Raw genomic sequence first — 21,532 nt, 5'->3', positions numbered from 1 at the left:
TTTTTTATTAGGTGAAATATGACAAAACCAGAATTTAAATGGCGGCCACAGGATAACCATGAAGTGACTCATGAGCCGCGAGTAAAGGTTATCCGGTTTGGTGACGGCTATGAGCAGCGTATCAAAGACGGCATCAATAACCAGTTAAAACGCTACCAGCTTAGCTTTACAGGGAGCGTGGAAACCGGACGTGCTATTGATGAGTTTCTACGGGCACGAGGTGCGGTAGAGTCATTCACATGGCGAACCAGTGATGACAACCAATTGCGTACCTTCGTTTGCCGTTCGTGGACGGTCAACCGTCATCGGATGCGCTGGTCTATTAGCTGCATCTTTGAGGAGGTGGTGGCATGAGAGACATTCCAAAAGAAATGCGGATTGAGGTTACCGAACTGGCTCAGAACGCCATTCTCAATCTGTATGAAATAGATTTAACGGCCTTTGGTGGCGATATCTACCGCTTCCATGATGGTATGAACAGAAAGTTACAGCCGATCATCTGGCAAGGCGTGCGATATGAACCTTATCCGGTAGAAGTGACAGGGTTTGAGATGAGCGGGAAAGGACCCAGCTCCAGACCGAAAATGGTCTTTGCCAACATTAACGGATTCCTTACGGCAATAAATCAGGATTTCAATGATGCGTTAGGGGCTGTGGTGACACGCCATCAAGTGCCTGAGATTTATCTGGATGCAGTGAATTTTCCCAACGGCAACCCACAGGCAGACTCAACACGAGAAGCAGTAAGTAAGTACCTGATAGAACAAAAACAAGATTCAAATTCTGACTTTGTAACCTATGTGCTCGCATTACCCAGTGAAACTGATGGTGCGTTAATTCCTGCGCGAGTGATTCAGGCGGATATTTGTAGCTGGCAATATCGTTCTGTTGACTGTGGCTATGATGGACCACCTGTGGCAGATGAAAAAGACCAGCCAACTACAAATCCACTCAAAGATCGATGTTCTAAGAAATTCAGCGGTTGCATTAAGAGATATCCACGCCCTCAACCTATGCCCTTTGGCGGCTTTTTAGGTGCTAACAAATTAGGTTAACCCATGATTGAAAAAGACATTATCGCCCACGCTAAAGCGGAAGGGGCGAGGGAATCGTGCGGCCTGATTTCAGGTGGTCGCTATTTCCCGTGCCGCAATATTTCGCCAGATCCTGAGAACTATTTCGAAATTAACCCCGATGACTGGATAACCGCAGAATGCTTTGCCGACATTGAGGCGATTGTTCACAGTCACCCAAACGGAAAGCCTCGCCTGAGTACCGGAGACAGGGAGCAGCAAATAAAAACGGGCTTGCCGTGGTGGCTGGCTTGTGGTGTTCGTATTCATAAATTCCGCCCCGTTCCCCGATTATTAGGTCGAGAATTCATACATGGTACACAAGATTGCTATTCCCTCATTAGGGACGCTTATCATCTCGCGGGTATCGAATTAATAGATGCCGAGCGTGAAGATGAGTGGTGGAACAAAGGGCAAAATCTTTACCTTGATAACAGCCTCAGTCAGGGATTTGAGCAGGTTGATGAGATTCAGCCCGGCGACATTATTCTCATTTGTTTAGGTAGTCAAACACCCTGTCACGGGGCGATTTATATCGGCAATCAGCAAATCCTACACCATCGACCAGACCGCATCAGTAAACGCGATGTCTATGACGGTTACTGGCTTAGATACACCCACTCAGTATGGAGACATAAACAATGGTCAAGTTACAGCTTGGAGGCCATCTTAGAAGATTTGGTCGTCGCTACGAATTAGAAGTGCGTGACGCAGCAGAAGCGGTCAGGTGCCTGTGTTATCAGTTAAAAGGATTCCAGCAGGCACTTTCTGACGGGCATATTCGTGTACGCATTGCAGGGCAGGATATGACAGAAAATAGCATTCCTGTTGGCATGAACCATCCTCTTAATGATGGTGACACCGTGACTATCGTTCCGGTGGTTGGGGGCGCTGGTGGTAATGGGGTCGGCATGGCTATCTTGGGTGTTGTTGCTGTTGTGGCGGCATTTTGGACGGGCGGCGCTTCGATTGCAGCATGGGCTGGCATGTCTGGGGCTGTGGCGACAGGATTAGCTATAGCAGGTGTTGCATTAATCAGTGCAGGGTTGGCATCCATGTTAACCAAAATGCCTAAAGGCCCTGAAATGGGTTCAAGCAAGACAGATGGAAACCAGTATTTCAATTCACTGGAAAATCGCATCGGACAAGGGTATCCCGTTCCGATTGCATACGGTGAGATGGTTGTAGGCTCAAATGTGATTTCTCAAGGCTTGGAGACGGAATAATGGGAAAAGGCGGAGGTGGTGGCAGTACACCAACATTACTAGATGACAATCTAAAAAACAAACAGTTCTTGAGAATTGTTGATCTGGTCAGTGAAGGGCAAATAGAAGGGCCTGTGGGTGGGCTGCACGGGTTCAGAATTAACGGAACTCCTATTGTTGATAGAAATGGCAATCCTAATATAAATGGCGTTACTGTACAGTGGCGTGCTGGCACTCAATCCCAAGAACCACTCAGTGATTATCCATTCGTTGAAAGTGAAATTCCTGTCAGCGTTGAAGTGAAAAAAGACACACCCATTCTCAGATCTGTGTCCAACCGTGATGTGGATAGAATCAGGTTCACGTTGGGAGTTAGTCAGCTCGTTAAGACAGATAGCAAGGGCAATCAGAGCAATAGCTCGGTGCAACTGTCTATTGATGTGAATGATGGTTCTGGCTGGTATAACGCAAAGGTTGTCCAGATAGGCCCAGCTAAAATTAGTGGACAATATTTAGAATCTCATACTATTGATGCACCGAAGAAAAAACCGTTTCAGATCCGTGTATCACGCTTAACAGATGACAGTAAAAGCGATCAGCTCCGCAACGGTACGGTATGGACCAGTTATACCGAAATTACCGATACCTTGATGAGCTATCCCAATAGCGCCGTGGTCGGTATGCGTATTGATCGGTCATTATTCGCTGACACACCAAAACGCACTTATCACATTAAAGGGATGGTTGTTCAGGTTCCTGATAACTATAACCCAGAAACCCGTGAATATAAGGGGGTATGGACAGGACGCTTTAAGCCTGCATACACCAATAACCCTGCATGGATTTTTTACGATCTAGTAACCAATACACGCTATGGTATCGGTAAATTGATGGGGTCATTTGGTTGTGACAAATTCGCGCTCTATACCATCGCGCAATACTGCGATCAGTCTGTCCCTGATGGATTTGGTGGGACTGAACCCCGTTTCACCTGTAATGCATACATAACCACCCAACGCAAGGCGCGGGATGTTCTGGATGATTTGGCGAGTGTCTTTCGTGGTATGCAGGTATGGAATGGATTGCAACTTACCACTTTTCAGGATAGGCCGTCCGATCCGGTCTGGGCATTCACCAACGCTAACGTGGTTGAGGGAAAGTTTAACTACAGCTCGGCTGCAAAAAAGGCGCGACATACTGCGATTGAGGTTACGTGGACTAACCCAGATAACGGCTGGAAAGATGAGCGTGAGCTTGTTCAGGATGATGAGTTGGCTGCTCGTCTGGGAATCAACATTAAAAAAGTGGCGGCATTTGGCTGTACCAGTCGTGGACAGGCTCATCGTGTTGGTAAATGGATTATCGAAACTGAGAAACTCGAAACCGAATCAGTCACATTCAGTACAGGACGGGAGGGAATTAACTGTATTCCGGGTGATATAGTTGAGATTGCAGACAATACATTTGCTGCTGCGCGTGTTGGCGGTCGCGTTCTTTCATTTTCAGGTAAAACCGTTCGCATTGATGCTCCCGTCGAATTCGCAAAAGGTGAGTCAGGTTATTTTTCCTATATGGGCAGTGATGGCAAGTTCATTCGGGTTGATATCGAATCCGTAAATGGAGATGTTGTCACCCTGAAAGATGCGGCTATGGGATTACGACAATGGGGCGTGTTCTCAATTTCTAAAAAATCATTGGTCACTCGTCTGTTCAGAGTTATGAGTATTGCCGAGGACAATAAAACGGGTAATTACAATTTTACCTGCATTCAACATGAGCCCCAAAAAGAGGCTATTGTCGATAATGGAGCTGATTTTAAGGGTAATCCAGTTACACAGAACATTATTCGTATTCCTAGTATTGAGCGTTTGAGTATTGCATATATTCTCGATAGCTCTCAGGTTCAGGCTCGCGCAATGTGGGCGACAACAACCATTAACCGCAGTATCTCTTTTGATGTGACGGTGTATCGTGACAATAAAGTGGTGTCGCGCGGGAATACCAAGGAACTTGAATATTACTTCAATGGATTGGGTGCTGGTATTTATATGGTTGGGGTCCGCGCTCGTGATGATAACGGAATGTTAGGAGATGAATCCAAGGTTCAGATGGTAATTGGCGCTCCTGCCGCACCTTCTGTAGTTAACATTGAGCCGGGATTTTTTGAGTTAAAAGCGATTCCGCACATTAGCGCCCCAAAGACACTGGATACTCAGTTTGAATTCTGGTTTTCAGAAAAACAGATCATCAACATTAACGAGATTGAAGCAAAGGCTGATTTTCTGGGTATTGCTAAATTCTGGATAAAAGGTCAGCTAAAAGCCGGGGTGCTATATTGGTTCTATGTTCGCAGTGTCAATGAGTTCGGTAAATCTCATTTCGTTGAAGCGGTCGGCGAACCCAATGACAACGCCAAGGAAATTCTGGATGAATTAAGCAACCAGTTCCTTTCTGCCGAAGCGGGCAAACGCCTGCAATCCGACATGAACTGGAACGCGGAAACCGCCCTTGAACTCACCAATGCGCAACAGCAATTATCCCGTGAACTGATGGTGCGTGACGGGGAGAGTAAGGCGCAGATTAGCGAACTCTGGCAGGTACGGGCAACGGATAATGAGGCGTGGGCGCAGAGAATAACGGAAGTTAATTCGTCGGTTGGGGCTAACGCATCCCGTATCAAAACGGTTGAGACCACGATAGCTGAGCGGGATAAATCGTTTGGCCAGCAATTTACCGAAATCCGTACCAGCATCGGGAACACTAACGATAGCGTGGGTAAAATTGCGGCGGATGTGGTGACTAACAAACAGGCCATATCCAGTACACAGAAAGCGGTGGCTGAATCAAAACAGCAGGTTCAGGCGCAATTTGGCGAACAACAGGCCATCATCAACAGCAAAATGCAGGCGGAATTTAACCAGAATGCCGGCTATGCCATCCACAGCGTGAATATCACCATTAACCGCAATGGGACAAAATATAACGCGGGTGGCATGGTGATTAGCGGTGAATTTAAGAACGGCAATCTGGAGTCGTATATTGGATTTTCTGCGAATAATTTTGCGTTCTATAACCCGACCAACGGCAAATTGGAGCCGTTTATGGCGGTCAAAAACGGTCAGGTGTTTATCAGGGACGGGTTTATTGATAAAGGCTATATCAGGGAAATTATCTTATCTGATGCCATCAGGTCAAAGAACTACGTACAGTACAGGGCAGGCTTTTTGATTAATGCGGCCACCGGTGCTTTTGAATTTAATGACATGCGTTCTCAGGCAGGGTTGCGCTGGGCGAATGGGGCAATTGCGTGTTATGACCAAAACGGACGGGTCAGGGCGGCAATGGGATATATAGGGCAATTTCGATGAGTGACTATGGTTTTGGTGTGTGGGACGAGCAGGGGCGGCAGCGTAATACAGGCATCCGCCCTTTTCTTTATGCGGGATTTATGAAGCTGAACAGCGGCCAGACGACAGGCGAACTCACTATCCCCCGTGAGCCGATGAGTCAGGGGCTGCGGCTGTCGTATGTGTTTATGTGCACACAAACGGGGGAATGGCCGAATGCCAAACGCCAGTTTTTGGTGAGAGACAACCAAATCATTATTTCAACAGGGCGCAGTGTGGCTGCTGAGGGCTGGCTGATTGCGTATTATACAGCGTGAGGATATATGGACTGGGGCGCATTTTTAACAACGAATGAAGGCATCCCGTGGTGGACACCCAAAACGACACCACTTTCTTTTGTTAGGAAAATATCGGTTACCATTGGCAGATGGTATGAAGGCATAGATACGCACATTAGCACAACGCAGCCGTGCATGGCATTTATGTGCGCCCATACAGACAGTGTAGAGAATGCACCTTATGGTGAACTCAGTAGTGGAAAAAGCCGCTGGCATATTGAGTTGTCAGCGCCAGATTCCCGTACCCCAACGGTGTGTGAGATTTACCTTTTTACCCTGGTTTATCCGCAGCCTGTCCCTGATTGGGGGATTGCTGTCTGGGATGAGAACGGGAAATGTGTGATGACCAGTGATACAAACCCGCTGGCGATTGAGGGGGAATATAACACCAACCAGCAAATGACATTGCGGGGAAAGAAAGCCTTGTTAATGCAAACGACAGGCTTGATTAGCTCGTCAATCGAACCACCCGGAGAATTACCCATACTGCAATACAGGGACACCTCTTTTTCTGCCTTCTTCAACGGTCATTCCACACAATTTGTTCCGGCAGCCGTATCAGGTCCCCTCTCTTGGATTGTTGAGTTCAGTATAGAAGATCTCACCAGCCCGTATATTGACTGCGCTCTTTACGACGTCTAACAGGAACCCCACCATGTTCTATTCACAAGGCACAATCAGCACCGTGTCCGGCTCGGCTATTGTCCGCGGCACGGGCACACGATTTAAATCGAATATCAACGGCGTTGCCCCCGGTCAGGTTATATTAATCCGGTCAGGCAACAACAACTTATTGCACATGATTCAGGCGGTGAACTCCGATACCGAACTGGTACTGGCGGATAGCGCTTTCCTTACCCTAAATTACGCAAAATACCAGATTCAGACCACCGTTCCTGATTCCATCTCAGATGGCGTCCGGCACTTGGTGGCTAACAACAGTTATATCACGCAGTTCCTCCAGAACATGGATAAATGGATGACACAGAATGGGACGGTCAGCGTGACATTGCCGAATGGTCAGACGGTGTCATTGCAGTCGATTAAGGCACTGTATGCGGCGATGTTAGACAAGAACAAGAACGGCGCCGATATCCTGAACAAATCGGAGTTTGTGAGAAACCTCGGTTTGGCGGAAACCGTGGATCTCGCAAAAAATGCCTACCCGCAAAGCGGCGGAGTTATCAATGGAAATATTGATGCGACGGGGTATTTATCAAGTAATCGAGTGTATGAAGCGGGAGGAGTTCGGGTTTATAGCGCGAATAATAAACCGACCCCTGATGACATAGGTGCCTACCCTAAAACGGGCGGAGTTATCAATGGAAATATTGATGCGACGGGGTATTTATCAAGTAATCGAGTGTATGAAGCGGGAGGTAAACGAGTTTACAGTCCGAATAATCCACAGACCGAGGCGTTGTTAGAGACGAATGGATGGTATCGGGACACTGTGAACGGGGTCATTATTCAGTGGGGTAGTGGTCAATACCGTGATGGTCAATTTGTTAGATTTCCGAGACCATTTACCCGTGTAGTTGGTGCGGTGACGATCAGTGCTAACGCTAATGATGCTGCTGGTTTTGAAGTAGTACTCAGTTATCCCATCTCACTCAATGAGTTTTTTGTGGGTTGTGCTGTTTCCACAGGAAACGCATTTATTAATACTGTTCCGTTGAATTGTACGTGGATCGCGATTGGATATTGAGGTGAAATATGTACGTTTATAGTGCAAAAAATAACGCATTTTACCCCATTGATTGGCAACAATTGTATATTGATGCGGGGACGTGGCCGGACGACGGGGTTGAGGTGAGTGAGGCTGTTTATCGTAAATTCATGGCATCGCCAGCGGGAAAAATGTGCATAGCGGGTGATGACGGATTACCCGCATGGGTGGATATCCCACCGCCAACACCGGAGCAGTTACAGCAACAGGCAGCATCCCAAAAACGCTATCTAATGTCTCAGGCTACAAATTCAATCGCTCCACTCCAATATGCTGTCGATCTCAACATGGCAACAGACACAGAGCAATCGACACTGCTCGCGTGGAAAAAATATACCGTGTTATTAAACCGAGTAGACTGTTCGACAGCACCCAACATTGACTGGCCTAAAGCGCCAGAATAACAATCAGGGGCAGCGCGCCCCTGTGACATCCCCGAAGGCACCCGCCTAGATATCCGTGTCCAGATGCCGGCAGATTCGGTGTGGAATGTGAGGCAGGGGGAGGTGGGTTGATATATTTCGCCCACTCTATACAATTCATTTAAATTAATAATTGAGTACATAGTTGAGTACAAAAATTAAATAATATTAATTATTTTTGTTTAAATACAATCATCTAATTATGAGTTTCATAATCATGAAAGTAGAAACTTTGGTTTTCTTTATTGGTATTCAAGGTTGTATATTCTCCGTTATCGCCAATTTAATTACTACTAATCAATGAATTAAATTTCCATTGGTGTCACATTTATCTGGCTCTATCGCGAGCTTGCACACTAAAAACGATCATTCTCGATGACGTTAAATTACATGTTATACATGGTAAACCATAATAAGATTTGAGCGAAACAGTTCGTATGGCAATCTAAACTCAAACTTACCGTGGCAATACCAGGTAGATGGGAAAAGAAATTTGATTAAGAAATGTATCTGAAAGGTAGTTTGTATCAATAAATTGTCGAAACTGACTTGTCTATGCGCCACTTGAAATTGTATTGTGTAGTTAGCATAAGAAATTATCGGTCTGATTAAAAAGGTGTGAAAAATGGACAACACAAATAAGCCAACATTCCAAAATGTACTGGAGTTTGTGCGTATATTTCGTCGCAAAAATAAATTACAGCGCGAAATTGTAGACAATGAGAAAAAGATCCGAGATAACCAAAAACGTGTACTTCTGCTTGATAACCTGAGTGACTACATAAAACCAGGAATGTCGATTGAAGATATCCAAGGAATTATTGCCCATATGCGCAGTGATTATGAAGAGCGCGTTGATGAATATATCATCAAAAATGCCGAGCTATCTAAAGAACGCCGTGAGTTATCTAAAAAACTTAAGGCAATGGATGGTGGAGTTAAGTAAGTTTTAGTTGTTTGAAAAGTTATTAACCACGCCTAATGGCGTGGTTGTTTTTTGGTCTTAGTGCCAATGAGGTTTGAGTTCAGGATCAATTAAGGCATAGATTTGATAATAAGTTTGTTCATCTTCGGCCATTTGTGCCAATTGTTTTGCTACATCTTCTCGGCTGACCATACCATGAACTTCCTCTTGATAACGTTTGCAATGTCCAGTGCCAGGTTGATCGGTAAGACCACCAGGACGAATGATTGTAAAATCCAGTGTACTGGTTTGCAGGTAGCTTTCGGCTAGTGACTTGTATCTGACAGACTGCCCGAATAATGACTTAGCCCGTGTAGATAATGTCTTCCAACTTTCGCCACATCCAATGGATGTTACTAATAACATACGGGAAATTTGAGCTTGTTCCAGTGCATCTATTATTGCCATATTCCCATGATGATCAGCATCGCCTCCTCCAATAGTTGAGAAAACAACAGGTTTTTTCCCCGCCTGCGCAATCGCTTTTCCTATGCTTTCTCTGTCACAAGCGTCGCCATGTATTATGTTAACTCCTGCTGCACTGAGTTCCGCAGCTTGTTGTGTATTACGAATTAATGCTGTGACAGGGCGATTTTGTTTTAGGGCAATAGTGATCAAATAGCGTCCAACACCTTTTCCAGCACCAAAAATTAGCCAAGGTTTCATAAACGGGAAGCTCTCCATAAAATTAACTGTCTTAAATGGTAATTTGGTTTTGTTGTATTTTTGTTATGAATAAGGTAAAAAAATGGCTCCCAGTTCAGGGAGCCATTTAGATCAAATCACAGTATCCAATTATTCGAATGGCTGTGGTTTAGACATAGCAGAAGTTGCAATATTTGTTGCAGAATGTCCGCCAGCACCGCCTTTACCTTTGAATGGATAAGCAGAGCGTTGCCATTCAGTGATAATCACTGGTTTGATCATCATATCTGGTGCTGGTGCCTTCGTCATTGGGGAATAAGCATGATGATTTTTTTCCACGATAATCGAAGACTCAACAATTTTTTTCTCTTCTGTTTTAACTTCCTCTGCCTTAGAACATGTTTCCGTTGCGACAGATGGCCGTTCTTCATGATATTCCTGTTCAACAATCGACGTCATAACGATGGGAGCCACTGTGTGACGCATTTTTTCAGCGTCATGTGATACTGGAATGTGTGATTCTTCATCCCTTAAAATTTCTGACCTATATTTTTCATCATGATTGATGACAGCTTCCACGCTAGCTGGTTCCGAAACCTTAGTTTTTTCTATTTCCGGTTCTACAGGTATCACGATGGAAACGCTATCAACAGTAGCTTTCGCATTATTATCATGAGTGATGTTGTCTTGTGGTTCTGCTACTTTCAGTTCTGCTATTTCGACTTCGACGTGAGGCACTGTTGTAGCTGGCGCTGATTCTGTAACTGATGGCATCAGAATAATTTTTTCCTGCTGTACAGGTATTGTTTTTTCTTCAACCGTTTCGCTAATTACATCAACAGAAACAGTGAGTTCAGGTTCATTAATGGTCACAGGAGTAACAGGATAACGAACCCACACTTTGCCCGATGCCAGTTCTGGTGATACGACAGCCATGTTCAATGGTACTGGCGATTGAGTCAGATTGCGTTCATCACGGTAGCGACGACGACGTTGACCGCTGACACGTAAGTGACGTGGAGAACGGCGGGAACGACGAGGCATTATGTTGTCTTGCTGTTCATTGTTTTGTGAAATAACAGCTTGTGAAATAACCGCTTGTGATACAGAGTCTTGTGGTATTTCAGGTTGGTTAGCTGCTGCTTCAACATGAGTATCAATAACGACTGGTACAGATGCTTTTGTCTCTTTATGAACGTTTTCTGATACAGCTTCAGACATCACAGCGGGTAAGGCCACAATATCAGTTTCTTGTCTCAGTGCATCGGTGATACGTACCTTTTGCTCAAGCTGACGGCGTTGACGGCGAGGCATGACTGGCAGACGCTCTTCAATTTCTTCTTCGGCAATGTCAGGTCGATTGATTGTTTGCTGAGCTTTATTAGCTTCCAGTTGCTGCTGCCGCTTTTCTTCTTGACGACGACGTTGACGTTCAGCGCGTTGTTCACGGCGTTGCTGCTGCTGTGCTTCACGAGCCTCGTTATCTAGCGCAGTACTATCCTGAACATTATTTTTCTGTTGGATATTACGGCCCTTACGTTGTTCATCACGTTCACGGTTATTGCGTGTTTCACTTTCGCGGCGCTGATTCTGACGGCGTGGGTTACGACGTTCTGATGAACGACGATTATCATTGCCCGACGATTTTTTACCTCTTTCCTGGGGTTGTTTTTCTTCTTCACCACTGAACATCTTTTTCAGGGCATTCAAGAATCGGCTGAACAAACCTGGTTTTTCTGTCTGCTTCTGGTTATTGGTGACGGCTTTTTTCTCTTTTGTTTTTACTTTTGTTGCTGCCGGTGCTGCTTCTGCTGGCAGATCAAAAGTTGAAATGGCAGGTTGCTCTGGACGTTTGCGTTCATGCTGAGTATCGTCCTGAGCATTTGCCATTTCCGCTTCATGCAGTTGTGGAAGGAGATAGCTCAAAGCTGAAATTTCTTCCCCTTTACGTACACGTAAGACAGAGAAATGTGGCGTTTGCATTTGATCGTTCGGAACAATGACAACTCCAACCCCACCTTGACGATGTTCAATGGCGCTGACAGCCTGACGTTTTTCATTCAGTAAGTAGGAAGCAATTTGTACAGGAACAATTGCATGAACCTGATGTGTGTTTTCTTTCAGCGCTTCTTCTTCGATTAAACGCAGAATTGACAGGGACAGTGATTCGTTATCACGAATAGTTCCGGTGCCGCTACAACGCGGGCAAACATGGTGGCTGGATTCTCCCAGAGATGGGCTTAAACGTTGACGCGACATCTCAAGTAAGCCAAAGCGGGAAATTCGGCCGATTTGAATGCGGGCACGATCTTGTCGCACAGCATCACGCAGCCGGTTTTCAACTTCGCGTTGATGACGCACTGGAGTCATGTCAATGAAATCGATCACAATAAGACCACCGAGGTCACGCAGACGCAACTGGCGTGCAATTTCATCAGCCGCTTCCAGGTTGGTATTAAATGCCGTTTCTTCAATATCACCGCCACGAGTTGAACGGGATGAGTTGATATCGATAGCCGTTAAAGCTTCAGTCGTATCAATGACCACAGAACCACCGGAAGGTAACCGAACTTCACGCTGGAAGGCCGATTCGATTTGCGATTCTATTTGATAATGGCTGAACAAAGGAACTTCACCACTGTACAATTTGATTTTACTGGCAAAATCTGGGCGTCCCAGTGCAGTGATGTGTTGGCGTGCCAAATCAAGGATTTTTGGGTTGTCGATTAAGATTTCCCCAATATCTGGGCGCAGATAATCACGGAATGCACGCACGATAACATTGCTTTCCTGGTGGATCAGGAAGGGAGCGGGATGGCTGTCGGCGGCTTTTTTGATTGCTTCCCAATGTCTTAGACGGAAGTTCAAGTCGCCCTGCAAAGCTTCAGCAGATTTGCCTACACCTGCGGTACGAACTATAAGCCCCATGCCTTCTGGAACTTCCAGAGAAGAAAGCGCTTCTTTTAATTCGATGCGATCATCACCCTCAATGCGGCGAGAGATTCCGCCTGCTCTTGGGTTATTTGGCATCAGGACTAAATAGCTGCCAGCTAAACTAATAAAGGTTGTTAAAGCTGCTCCTTTGTTGCCTCGTTCTTCTTTATCAACCTGAACGATGACTTCCTGACCTTCTTTAAGGATATCCTTAATATTAGGGCGACCATGAGAGTGATAATTACTTGGGAAATATTCGCGAGCAATTTCTTTTATGGGTAGGAAACCATGACGTTCCGCTCCGTAATCAACGAAAGCAGCTTCCAGGCTAGGTTCAATTCGAGTAATTTTACCTTTATATATATTTGCCTTTTTCTGCTCGTGTCCAGGGCTTTCAATATCCAAATCATAAAGACGTTGCCCATCAACAAGGGCAACACGCAACTCTTCCTGCTGGGTTGCGTTGATTAACATTCTTTTCATTCTAACTTACTCATTATTTTTTACATTAATATAGAGCTGCGAGTAAAAAAGAGGTGAGCTACTGGTTACCGATGGCCTCGTGTCTTTTACAAAACCGCCAGCCTCACGGCTATCGTCTGTATAGAGGCGCCTATTTGTCGGCGAGTCTGAATTTCATTTGAATACAGTACGCTTTATTGGGATGCTGTAATAAATAGGTACAGATTTTGCCCAATCCAGTAAGCTGCCACCCGCAGCCCATAAATTATTTGATAGAACATTACGTCTTATGCCATTGCTGCGTTTTTGCTCGATCAAACAGATAACAAACAATTTCAATCTTGCCATTCATAGTTTAGTAAACCGTGGCCAGAAAGCATTATTCCATTGCTATTGGGGTGATAGCAAGGTGACTTTATCGCTTTACGGTTTTTTTATTAGGAAATAGTGATAAGTTGTTAATATTTAGTCTTTATCCTAAGTCACTTGAAACAATAAAATAGGGGGAATGGATATTATTTAGACACAGTTAAAAATGAGTGGCGCTCTGTTGGCTGGATTATTAGAATCTTGTCCATGAAAACAGATAATCAAATTGTACAGTTTGTCACGATTGATGACGAATATGCCGGTCAGCGAATTGATAACTTTTTGCTGGCCCGTTTAAAAGGCGTACCTAAGAGCCTGATTTATCGGATCTTGCGTAAAGGTGAAGTTCGGATCAACAAAGGAAGAATCAAGCCTGAATATAAATTGACAGCAGGTGATGTCATCAGGATCCCACCGATTAGAGTTGCAGAAAGACAAGAAACACCTGTCTCTGTCAAGCTGGATAAGGTTGCTGCTCTGGCGGAGTGTATCTTGTATGAAGATGACCATATTTTAGTCATAAACAAACCTTCCGGAACCGCCGTACATGGGGGCAGTGGCCTGAGTTTTGGTGTGATAGAGGGGTTACGGGCTTTGCGTCCTGAAGCACGCTTTCTTGAACTGGTACATCGGCTTGACCGTGATACATCGGGTATTTTGTTGATTGCGAAAAAACGTTCTGCATTGCGGGCATTGCATGAACAATTACGCCTGAAACAGATGCAGAAAGACTATTTGGCGCTGGTGCGTGGGCAATGGCAATCCCATTGTAAAGTAGTAGAAGCACCTTTGTTGAAAAACATCCTGCAAAGTGGGGAAAGGGTGGTTAAAGTCAGTAAAGAAGGCAAACCGTCTGAAACACGTTTTAAAGTTGAAGAACGATATGCGTTTGCGACATTGGTGCGAGCAAGCCCAGTAACAGGGCGAACTCACCAGATCCGCGTGCACACTTTACATGCCGGTCATCCCATTGCGTTTGATGATCGTTATGGTGACAGAACATTTGATGCCCAGCTTGCAGAAACAGGTCTTAACCGATTGTTCTTGCATGCCAGCTCATTAAAGTTTACCCATCCATCCACCGGGGAAACGCTTCGCTTCGAAGCCCCAATGGATGATAGATTGCGGAAATGTTTAAGAATATTGCGGCATAATAATCATTGAGAACATACCGTCAGTGGGTTTATCCCCTGACGGATCAGCATCTCTGTCAACGTTATTAATGGTAAACCGATAAGTGTGTTTGGATCTTTGCCGTCCAGTTTTTCGAATAACGTAATTCCTAAGCCTTCGCTTTTAAAACTACCAGCGCAATTGAAGGGTTTTTCTTTGTTCAGATAATAAATAATTTCTGTTTCTGTCAGATCCCTGAAATAAACCTGGAATAACTCACAGCGAGTATCAACCACTTCTGTTTTGCTATTGAATAAGGTAATGCCAGTATAAAAAGTGACACATTTTCCACTGGCTTTTTGCAATTGTAAGAAAGCATTCTCAAAATTATGGGGTTTGCCGGTAATCTTATCATCCAAAACACAAACTTGATCTGACGCTATAATGAGGTGACCAGAATACTCCTGCTGTAATGCGCGAGCTTTTGCATGTGACAGCCGCGTTACCAATTGTTTTGGATTTTCGTTTTCCAGCGGGCTTTCATCAATATTGGGAGAAGCACAGGTGAAAGGTAATCCCAACTTTTCTAGCAATAGGCGGCGATATTCGGAAGTTGACGATAAAACAATCGGAAGCATCTTTTTTTCCATAAAATACGTAGAGAAATATTTGTAGGCATTTTAAACTATACGCCGCTGAATAAGCGAATATTTGACGGAAAGGCGCAGATGTGTGGCCTTTTTCTTTGACTATGTCTCATTACAAAGATAATATGCGCGCCTTATGCAAAAGGTAAAATTACCCCTGACCATCGATGCACTTCGAGCAGCCCAGAAAAGATTGGATTACCATGGTAGTTATTCTGCTGGGCAAGTTTCTCGTCTTGCAGAAACTGTGGTCAGTGTGGATGGTGATGTAGATAGCTCATTATCATTTGATATTGATAATCAGCGTCTGGCAGTTGTAAAAGGACATTCCGCAGTGGGTGTTACGCTTGCCTGTCAGCGTTGTGGCAGTAATTTCAGTCATCATGTTCACACAACGTATTGTTTTAGCCCGGTCGTCAATGATGAGCAGGCTGAGGCATTACCGGAAGAGTATGAGCCAATAAACGTTAACGAATTTGGCGAAATAGATTTGCTGGCAATGATTGAAGATGAAATAATTCTATCTCTGCCGGTGGTTCCGGTACATGATTCTGAACACTGTGAAGTGTCCGACGCGGATATGGTGTTTGGTACACTGCCTCCTGAAGCAGAAAAACCAAACCCGTTTGCCGTATTAGCCAGTTTAAAGAAAAGTACTTAAGGAGTAAGGTCAATGGCCGTACAACAGAATAAACCAACTCGTTCTAAGCGTGGTATGCGTCGTTCTCATGACGCACTGTCTGCAACACTTGTCTCTGTAGACAAAACTTCTGGTGAAACTCACCTGCGTCATCACGTGACTGCTGATGGCTACTACCGTGGCCGCAAGGTAATCAACAAGTAATTTCAGCTAATCATTAGCAAGTTGATATCTTGGCTAATCTAACCTTAGTGTTAGATGCTATGGGTGGGGACTTTGGTCCTCGCGTTACGGTGCCTGCTGCATTGCAGGCACTGGCATCTAATCCACAACTGAAGCTATTGTTGGTCGGCAATCCCGAAACCATCTCTCCTTTGCTTGCAAATCAAAATGCCGAGCCGCTTAGCCGTTTGCAAATTGTCCCGGCGGAACATGTTGTTTCCAACGATGCAAGGCCGTCTCAGGCTATCCGTTCCAGTCACGGTACTTCAATGCGTATAGCGCTAGACTTAGTTAAGTCGGGCAAAGCACAGGCTTGTGTCAGTGCGGGAAATACCGGTGCTTTGATGGGATTGGCGAAATTAATGCTGAAATCCATTGAAGGAATTGAACGGCCTGCATTGATGACAGTGATACCTAATCTAAAACAGCAGAAGACAGTTGTATTAGATTTAGGCGCTAATATTAATTGTAATAGCAGCATGTTAGTTCAGTTTGCGATTATGGGCGCTGTAATGGCGGAGTATGTTGCTGGTGTGGATAATCCACGTGTTGCGTTACTCAATATCGGGGAAGAGGAATCCAAAGGGCTGGATAATATCCGCGAAGCCGCTATAACCTTGCGTAATATCCCAACGATTAATTACATCGGGTATGTGGAAGGAAATGAGTTACTGACGGGAAAAACAGATGTGCTCGTATGTGACGGCTTCGCAGGTAATGTTACGCTGAAGACGATGGAAGGTGCGATCAGAGTGATTTTATCTCTGGTAAAGTCACCGGATGGTCAGCAGAAAAAATCATCTTGGTTGATGAAACTACTCAAGATGAAGATAGTTAAAAAATGGTTACTAAGACAGATAACTAAACGGTTCGGCCATCTAAACCCTGACCAGTATAATGGAGCAACGTTATTAGGATTGCGTGGCATCGTCATAAAAAGTCACGGTGCTGCCAATGAACATGCTTTCAAAGCTGCTATTGATCAAGCCATTCAAGCTATAGAGAAGCAGGTTCCAGACAGAATCGCTGCCCGGCTGGATGCAGTGTTACCCAAGAGTGAATAAACATAAATGTATACAAAGATCTTAGGTACGGGCAGTTATTTGCCTGCGCAGGTGCGTACTAACGCAGATTTAGAAAAAATGGTTGATACGTCTGACGAGTGGATTGTCACTCGGACGGGCATTCGTGAACGCCGTATTGCGGCTGAAGATGAAAATGTTGCAATTTTGGGTTTCAAAGCTGCTGAAAAAGCCATTGAAATGGCAGGCATCGATAAAGCACAAATTGACTTGATCGTTGTTGCTACAACAAGCTCAACGCACGCTTTTCCAAGTGCAGCTTGCCAAATTCAGCAGTTGTTGGGTATTCAAAGTGCTGCCGCTTTTGACGTTGCAGCGGCATGTGCTGGCTTTACTTACGCGTTGAGTGTCGTCGATAAATTTATTAAAACGGGTGCGGCTAAACATGCACTGGTGATTGGTTCTGATATTATTTCAAGAGTTGTTGATCCTAAAGATCGCAGCACAGTTATTATTTTCGGCGATGCAGCAGGAGCGATGGTCGTCGGAGCTTCAGAGGAACCTGGTATCCTATCCACCCATCTTCATGCTGATGGTCGTTATGGCGAGTTGCTATCATTGCCTCATCAAAGTCGAGTGAAGTGTGACACACCAGAATATGTGACGATGGCTGGCAATGAAGTCTTTAAAATTGCCGTTCGTGAATTAGCGAATATTGTGGATGAAACTTTAGAAGCTAACAACGTGCCTCACTCTCAGCTTGATTGGCTAGTACCTCATCAGGCGAATTTGCGTATCATTGCAGCAACTGCCAAAAAATTAGATATGACAATGGATAAGGTAGTTGTGACTTTGGATCGTCATGGCAACACCTCGGCGGCATCTGTTCCAACAGCATTCGATGAAGCGGTACGTGATGGAAGGATCCAACGGGGCCAACTTATTTTACTTGAAGCATTTGGCGGTGGCTTTACCTGGGGCTCAGCGCTGGTACGTTTTTAATTTAACAGGAAAATAAACATGTCTGATTTTGCAATGGTGTTTCCCGGTCAAGGTTCTCAATCTCTTGGAATGTTGGCTGATTTAGCCGCAGAGTTTCCACTGGTTGAGCAAACGTTCGCAGAGGCTTCTGCGGTTTTGGGATATGATTTATGGACGTTGGTTCAACAAGGACCTGTAGAAGAACTGAATAAAACCTGGAAAACTCAACCTGCATTGCTGGCAGCTTCAGTGGCGATTTGGCGTGTATGGCAGGAGAAAGGCGGTAAGGTGCCTTCCATAATGGCAGGTCATAGCCTTGGCGAATATTCTGCGTTGGTCTGTGCTGGGGTGATTGATTTCCAGCAAGCCATTAAACTTGTTGAATTGCGTGGGAAGTTGATGCAGGAAGCTGTACCGGAAGGGCAGGGGGCAATGTATGCCATTATCGGTTTAGATAATGAATCCATTGCAAAGGCATGTGAAGACTCAGCACAAGGTCAGATTGTTTCGCCGGTTAATTTTAATTCACCTGGGCAGGTGGTTATCGCGGGTGAAAAAGAGGCTGTAGAGCGTGCGGGAGCGGCATGTAAGGCCGCGGGCGCAAAACGGGCATTGCCATTATCCGTTAGTGTGCCTTCGCATTGTGCACTGATGAAATCTGCTGCTGAGCAACTGGCGGCGGCGTTGCAAGATGTTGAGTTTAACCAACCACAATTCCCTGTCGTGAATAACGTCGATGTAAAAGTAGAAAAATCTGCTGATGCTATTCGGGATGCTTTGGTTCGTCAGTTGTATAATCCTGTACGTTGGACAGAATCAGTTGAATATGTTGCAGAGCGTGGGGTTGAACAATTGTTGGAAATCGGACCAGGTAAGGTACTCACTGGGTTAACGAAACGTATTGTTGATACTTTAAATGCTGTAGCAGTAAATGATGTATCATCACTCACAGTTGCTCTGAACAAATAACTGGGGAAAACATGAGCTTTGATGGAAAAATTGCACTGGTCACTGGCGCGAGCCGTGGTATAGGTCGCGCGATTGCAGAATTATTGGTTGAACGTGGTGCACGTGTTGTTGGCACCGCAACCAGTGAGAAGGGAGCTGAAGCAATCAGTGCCTTCCTTGGTGATAAAGGCAAAGGTTTTGTACTAAATGTCACAGATTCAGAATCCATTGAAAATGCACTATCGAATATTCGTGCTGAATTTGGTGAAATAGACATTTTAGTTAATAATGCAGGCATCACTCGTGATAACTTGTTGATGCGCATGAAAGATGATGAGTGGCAAGATATTGTTAACACTAATCTTTCTTCGATTTTTCGTCTGTCAAAAGCAGTAATGCGCTCTATGATGAAAAAACGTTATGGACGTATTATTTCCATTGGCTCTGTTGTTGGAACAATGGGAAATGCGGGACAGGCGAATTACGCGGCAGCGAAAGCAGGGGTTATTGGTTTTAGTAAATCATTGGCTCGTGAAGTCGCTTCCCGTGGCATCACTGTTAACGTTGTTGCACCTGGTTTTATCGAAACTGATATGACCAGAGCGTTGACAGACGAACAACGTGCAGGCATTGCTGCTGGAATACCTGCTAATCGTCTTGGTGATGCAAAGGAAATAGCCAGTGCTGTAGCGTTTCTCGCTTCTGACGAGGCCGCTTACATCACGGGTGAAACATTGCATGTCAATGGTGGCATGTACATGATCTAAAAATGAGCGAACCCACTGTTTTTGATGTATTTTTTATACAAAAAAAGCAGATTGTGGTTCGACCAGCCGGGATTTGGTTGCATCTTTTCCTGTATTTTATAAACTACGAAAACCATCGCAAAAGCGAGTTTTGATAGGAAATTTAATAGTATGAGCACTATCGACGAACGCGTTAAGAAAATCATCGTTGAACAACTGGGTGTTAAAGAGGAAGAAGTTGTGAACACAGCTTCATTTGTTGATGACTTGGGCGCTGATTCTCTTGACACAGTTGAACTGGTAATGGCTCTGGAAGAAGAGTTCGATATCGAGATCCCAGACGAAGAAGCTGAAAAAATCACTACAGTTCAAGCTGCTATTGACTACGTTGAAAACGCAGGTAAATAAGCACACATACCTAGGCGGTCGTTCGACCGCCTATGTTTTTCGTCCCAAATTTTTTCCCTCCCTGGAGGATAACCGTGTCTAAGCGTCGAGTAGTCGTGACCGGACTAGGCATGTTGTCTCCTGTCGGCAATACAGTAGAGTCTTCCTGGAACGCTGTTTGTGCCGGACAGAGTGGTATCGGCCTTATCGAACATTTTGATACCTCTAACCATGCAACGAAGTTTGCAGGTTTAGTGAAGAATTTTAATCATGAAGATTTCAATATTTCGCGCAAAGAAGCACGGAAGATGGATCTCTTTATTCAGTATGGGATTGCTGCGGGCAAACAAGCTATTGAAGATGCAGGAATCGAAGTAACAGAAGCCAATGCTAGCCGCTTTGGTGCTGCTATTGGTTCTGGTATTGGTGGGTTGGGCCTGATCGAAGAAAATCACAGTACACTGTTATCGGCAGGGCCTCGTAAGGTCAGCCCATTCTTTGTACCTTCGACCATCATCAATATGGTGGCGGGCCATTTGAGCATCCTTTATGGTCTTCGTGGTCCGAGCATCTCCATTGCAACAGCCTGTACTTCTGGCGTACATAATATAGGGCATGCAGCTCGCATTATTGCCTATAATGATGCTGATATTATGCTGGCAGGTGGTGCAGAAAAAGCGAGTACTGAGTTTGGCGTTGCTGGATTTGGTGCTGCCCGTGCATTGTCAACCCGTAATGATGATCCTCAAGGTGCAAGCCGTCCTTGGGATAAAGATCGCGATGGTTTTGTTCTGGGCGATGGCGCAGGTATTGTCGTGCTTGAAGAGTATGAGCACGCGAAAAAACGCGGCGCGAAAATCTATGCTGAAGTTGTTGGCTTTGGTATGAGCAGTGACGCTTACCACATGACATCACCTCCTGAGAATGGCGCAGGTGCTGCTTTAGCAATGCAAAATGCCCTGAAAGATGCGGGAGTTTCACCAGAGCAAGTGGGTTACATCAATGCTCATGGTACTTCAACGTCAGTTGGTGATATTGCGGAAGCACGTGCAGTGGAGGCTGTTTTTGGTGAGGGCACCAAAGTATTGGTGAGTTCAACCAAATCGATGACGGGCCATTTGTTGGGTGCAGCAGGGGCAATTGAATCTATTTTCACTATTCTTTCTCTGCGTGATCAGATTATTCCTCCAACCATTAACTTGGAGAATCAGGATGAGAATTGTCGTCTGGATTTAGTTCCAGGTAAAGCGCGCAACGTTGAAGGAATGGAATACGCATTGTGTAACTCTTTTGGTTTCGGTGGCACCAATGGGTCATTGATTTTCCGTAAGATCTAAA

At 45.0% G+C, this 21,532-nt stretch carries 22 protein-coding genes; 19 read left to right on the top strand and 3 right to left on the bottom strand.

Features of this window, described 5'->3' with window-relative positions; all coding sequences use genetic code 11:
* Positions 1-18: 18 nt before the first annotated feature.
* The 10 genes from ACE1SE_RS11320 (at position 19) to tmaR (ending at position 9,060) form a co-directional block, all read left to right on the top strand.
* Entirely contained in the window at positions 19-354 is a 336-nt protein-coding gene (locus ACE1SE_RS11320) for a phage tail protein (protein WP_374050986.1), read from the top strand.
* Positions 351-1,055 (top strand): phage minor tail protein L, encoded by a 705-nt coding sequence (locus ACE1SE_RS11315; RefSeq protein ID WP_374050985.1) that lies wholly within the window; start codon positions 351-353, stop codon positions 1,053-1,055. Before ACE1SE_RS11320 ends, ACE1SE_RS11315 begins: the two co-directional genes overlap by 4 nt.
* Before the next feature lie 3 nt (positions 1,056-1,058).
* Positions 1,059-1,772 (top strand): C40 family peptidase, encoded by a 714-nt coding sequence (locus tag ACE1SE_RS11310; protein ID WP_374050984.1) that lies wholly within the window; start codon positions 1,059-1,061, stop codon positions 1,770-1,772.
* The gene (locus ACE1SE_RS11305) at positions 1,715-2,299 is read left to right on the top strand and encodes a tail assembly protein (RefSeq protein WP_374050983.1); all 585 of its coding nucleotides are present in this window, start codon (positions 1,715-1,717) and stop codon (positions 2,297-2,299) included. The genes ACE1SE_RS11310 and ACE1SE_RS11305 overlap by 58 nt, the downstream gene beginning before the upstream one ends.
* Positions 2,299-5,646, top strand: coding sequence for a TipJ family phage tail tip protein (locus ACE1SE_RS11300; protein WP_374050982.1), 3,348 nt, complete (start codon positions 2,299-2,301; stop codon positions 5,644-5,646). Before ACE1SE_RS11305 ends, ACE1SE_RS11300 begins: the two co-directional genes overlap by 1 nt.
* Positions 5,643-5,942, top strand: coding sequence for a hypothetical protein (locus ACE1SE_RS11295; protein WP_374050981.1), 300 nt, complete (start codon positions 5,643-5,645; stop codon positions 5,940-5,942). Before ACE1SE_RS11300 ends, ACE1SE_RS11295 begins: the two co-directional genes overlap by 4 nt.
* Before the next feature lie 6 nt (positions 5,943-5,948).
* On the top strand, positions 5,949-6,605 hold the full coding sequence (locus ACE1SE_RS11290; RefSeq protein WP_374050980.1) for a hypothetical protein: 657 nt from the start codon (positions 5,949-5,951) through the stop codon (positions 6,603-6,605).
* Between the two features lie 13 nt (positions 6,606-6,618).
* Positions 6,619-7,671 carry a gp53-like domain-containing protein gene (locus ACE1SE_RS11285; protein ID WP_374050979.1) on the top strand — a complete coding sequence of 351 codons (1,053 nt, stop codon included), beginning with the start codon at positions 6,619-6,621 and terminating at the stop codon, positions 7,669-7,671.
* Between the two features lie 8 nt (positions 7,672-7,679).
* Positions 7,680-8,096: a tail fiber assembly protein gene (locus tag ACE1SE_RS11280; protein ID WP_374050978.1), complete on the top strand. Its 417-nt coding sequence runs from the start codon at positions 7,680-7,682 to the stop codon at positions 8,094-8,096.
* A gap of 643 nt (positions 8,097-8,739) precedes the next feature.
* The gene (gene tmaR / locus ACE1SE_RS11275; protein WP_074018717.1) at positions 8,740-9,060 is read left to right on the top strand and encodes a PTS system regulator TmaR; all 321 of its coding nucleotides are present in this window, start codon (positions 8,740-8,742) and stop codon (positions 9,058-9,060) included.
* Between the two features lie 57 nt (positions 9,061-9,117).
* Here the strand turns inward: tmaR and ACE1SE_RS11270 are convergent, their stop codons facing one another.
* Together ACE1SE_RS11270 and rne are read right to left on the bottom strand one after the other, a co-directional pair.
* Complete coding sequence (locus tag ACE1SE_RS11270) at positions 9,118-9,744, bottom strand: SDR family oxidoreductase (protein ID WP_374050977.1); 627 nt, start codon at positions 9,742-9,744, stop codon at positions 9,118-9,120.
* A 129-nt stretch (positions 9,745-9,873) separates the two neighbouring features.
* A complete protein-coding gene (gene rne, locus ACE1SE_RS11265; RefSeq protein ID WP_374050976.1) occupies positions 9,874-13,140 on the bottom strand; it encodes a ribonuclease E in 3,267 nt (1,088 codons plus the stop codon).
* Positions 13,141-13,695: 555 nt separating this feature from the next.
* On the opposite strand from rne, the gene rluC reads away from it, so the two are divergent.
* The gene (gene rluC, locus ACE1SE_RS11260) at positions 13,696-14,652 is read left to right on the top strand and encodes a 23S rRNA pseudouridine(955/2504/2580) synthase RluC (protein WP_374050975.1); all 957 of its coding nucleotides are present in this window, start codon (positions 13,696-13,698) and stop codon (positions 14,650-14,652) included.
* Here rluC and ACE1SE_RS11255 read toward each other — a convergent pair.
* The gene (locus ACE1SE_RS11255) at positions 14,646-15,239 is read right to left on the bottom strand and encodes a Maf family protein (RefSeq protein WP_374050974.1); all 594 of its coding nucleotides are present in this window, start codon (positions 15,237-15,239) and stop codon (positions 14,646-14,648) included. The two genes, rluC and ACE1SE_RS11255, sit on opposite strands and share 7 nt — an antisense overlap.
* 145 nt (positions 15,240-15,384) lie before the next feature.
* Here ACE1SE_RS11255 and yceD point away from each other — a divergent pair, with 145 nt between their 5' ends.
* The 8 genes from yceD to fabF all read left to right on the top strand — a co-directional run bounded on the left by yceD (position 15,385) and on the right by fabF (position 21,531).
* A complete protein-coding gene (gene yceD, locus ACE1SE_RS11250; protein WP_374050973.1) occupies positions 15,385-15,909 on the top strand; it encodes a 23S rRNA accumulation protein YceD in 525 nt (174 codons plus the stop codon).
* 12 nt (positions 15,910-15,921) lie between these two features.
* Entirely contained in the window at positions 15,922-16,092 is a 171-nt protein-coding gene (gene rpmF, locus ACE1SE_RS11245; RefSeq protein WP_004240653.1) for a 50S ribosomal protein L32, read from the top strand.
* 29 nt (positions 16,093-16,121) lie between these two features.
* Positions 16,122-17,174, top strand: coding sequence for a phosphate acyltransferase PlsX (plsX, locus tag ACE1SE_RS11240; RefSeq protein WP_374050972.1), 1,053 nt, complete (start codon positions 16,122-16,124; stop codon positions 17,172-17,174).
* Between the two features lie 6 nt (positions 17,175-17,180).
* Positions 17,181-18,134 (top strand): beta-ketoacyl-ACP synthase III, encoded by a 954-nt coding sequence (locus tag ACE1SE_RS11235; RefSeq protein ID WP_374050971.1) that lies wholly within the window; start codon positions 17,181-17,183, stop codon positions 18,132-18,134.
* Positions 18,135-18,152: 18 nt separating this feature from the next.
* Positions 18,153-19,082: an ACP S-malonyltransferase gene (fabD, locus tag ACE1SE_RS11230; RefSeq protein WP_374050970.1), complete on the top strand. Its 930-nt coding sequence runs from the start codon at positions 18,153-18,155 to the stop codon at positions 19,080-19,082.
* Positions 19,083-19,093: 11 nt separating this feature from the next.
* Positions 19,094-19,828, top strand: coding sequence for a 3-oxoacyl-ACP reductase FabG (fabG, locus tag ACE1SE_RS11225; protein ID WP_374050969.1), 735 nt, complete (start codon positions 19,094-19,096; stop codon positions 19,826-19,828).
* 150 nt (positions 19,829-19,978) lie between these two features.
* The gene (gene acpP, locus ACE1SE_RS11220) at positions 19,979-20,215 is read left to right on the top strand and encodes an acyl carrier protein (protein WP_012989255.1); all 237 of its coding nucleotides are present in this window, start codon (positions 19,979-19,981) and stop codon (positions 20,213-20,215) included.
* A gap of 74 nt (positions 20,216-20,289) precedes the next feature.
* Entirely contained in the window at positions 20,290-21,531 is a 1,242-nt protein-coding gene (gene fabF, locus ACE1SE_RS11215) for a beta-ketoacyl-ACP synthase II (RefSeq protein WP_374050968.1), read from the top strand.
* The last annotated feature ends 1 nt before the right edge of the window (position 21,532 follow it).

This window comes from Xenorhabdus taiwanensis, from assembly GCF_036512875.1.
Taxonomy (GTDB): Bacteria; Pseudomonadota; Gammaproteobacteria; order Enterobacterales; family Enterobacteriaceae; genus Xenorhabdus; species Xenorhabdus taiwanensis.
The sequence above is the reverse complement of the archived record's forward strand: the minus strand, read 5'-3'. Positions and strand labels throughout refer to the sequence as shown.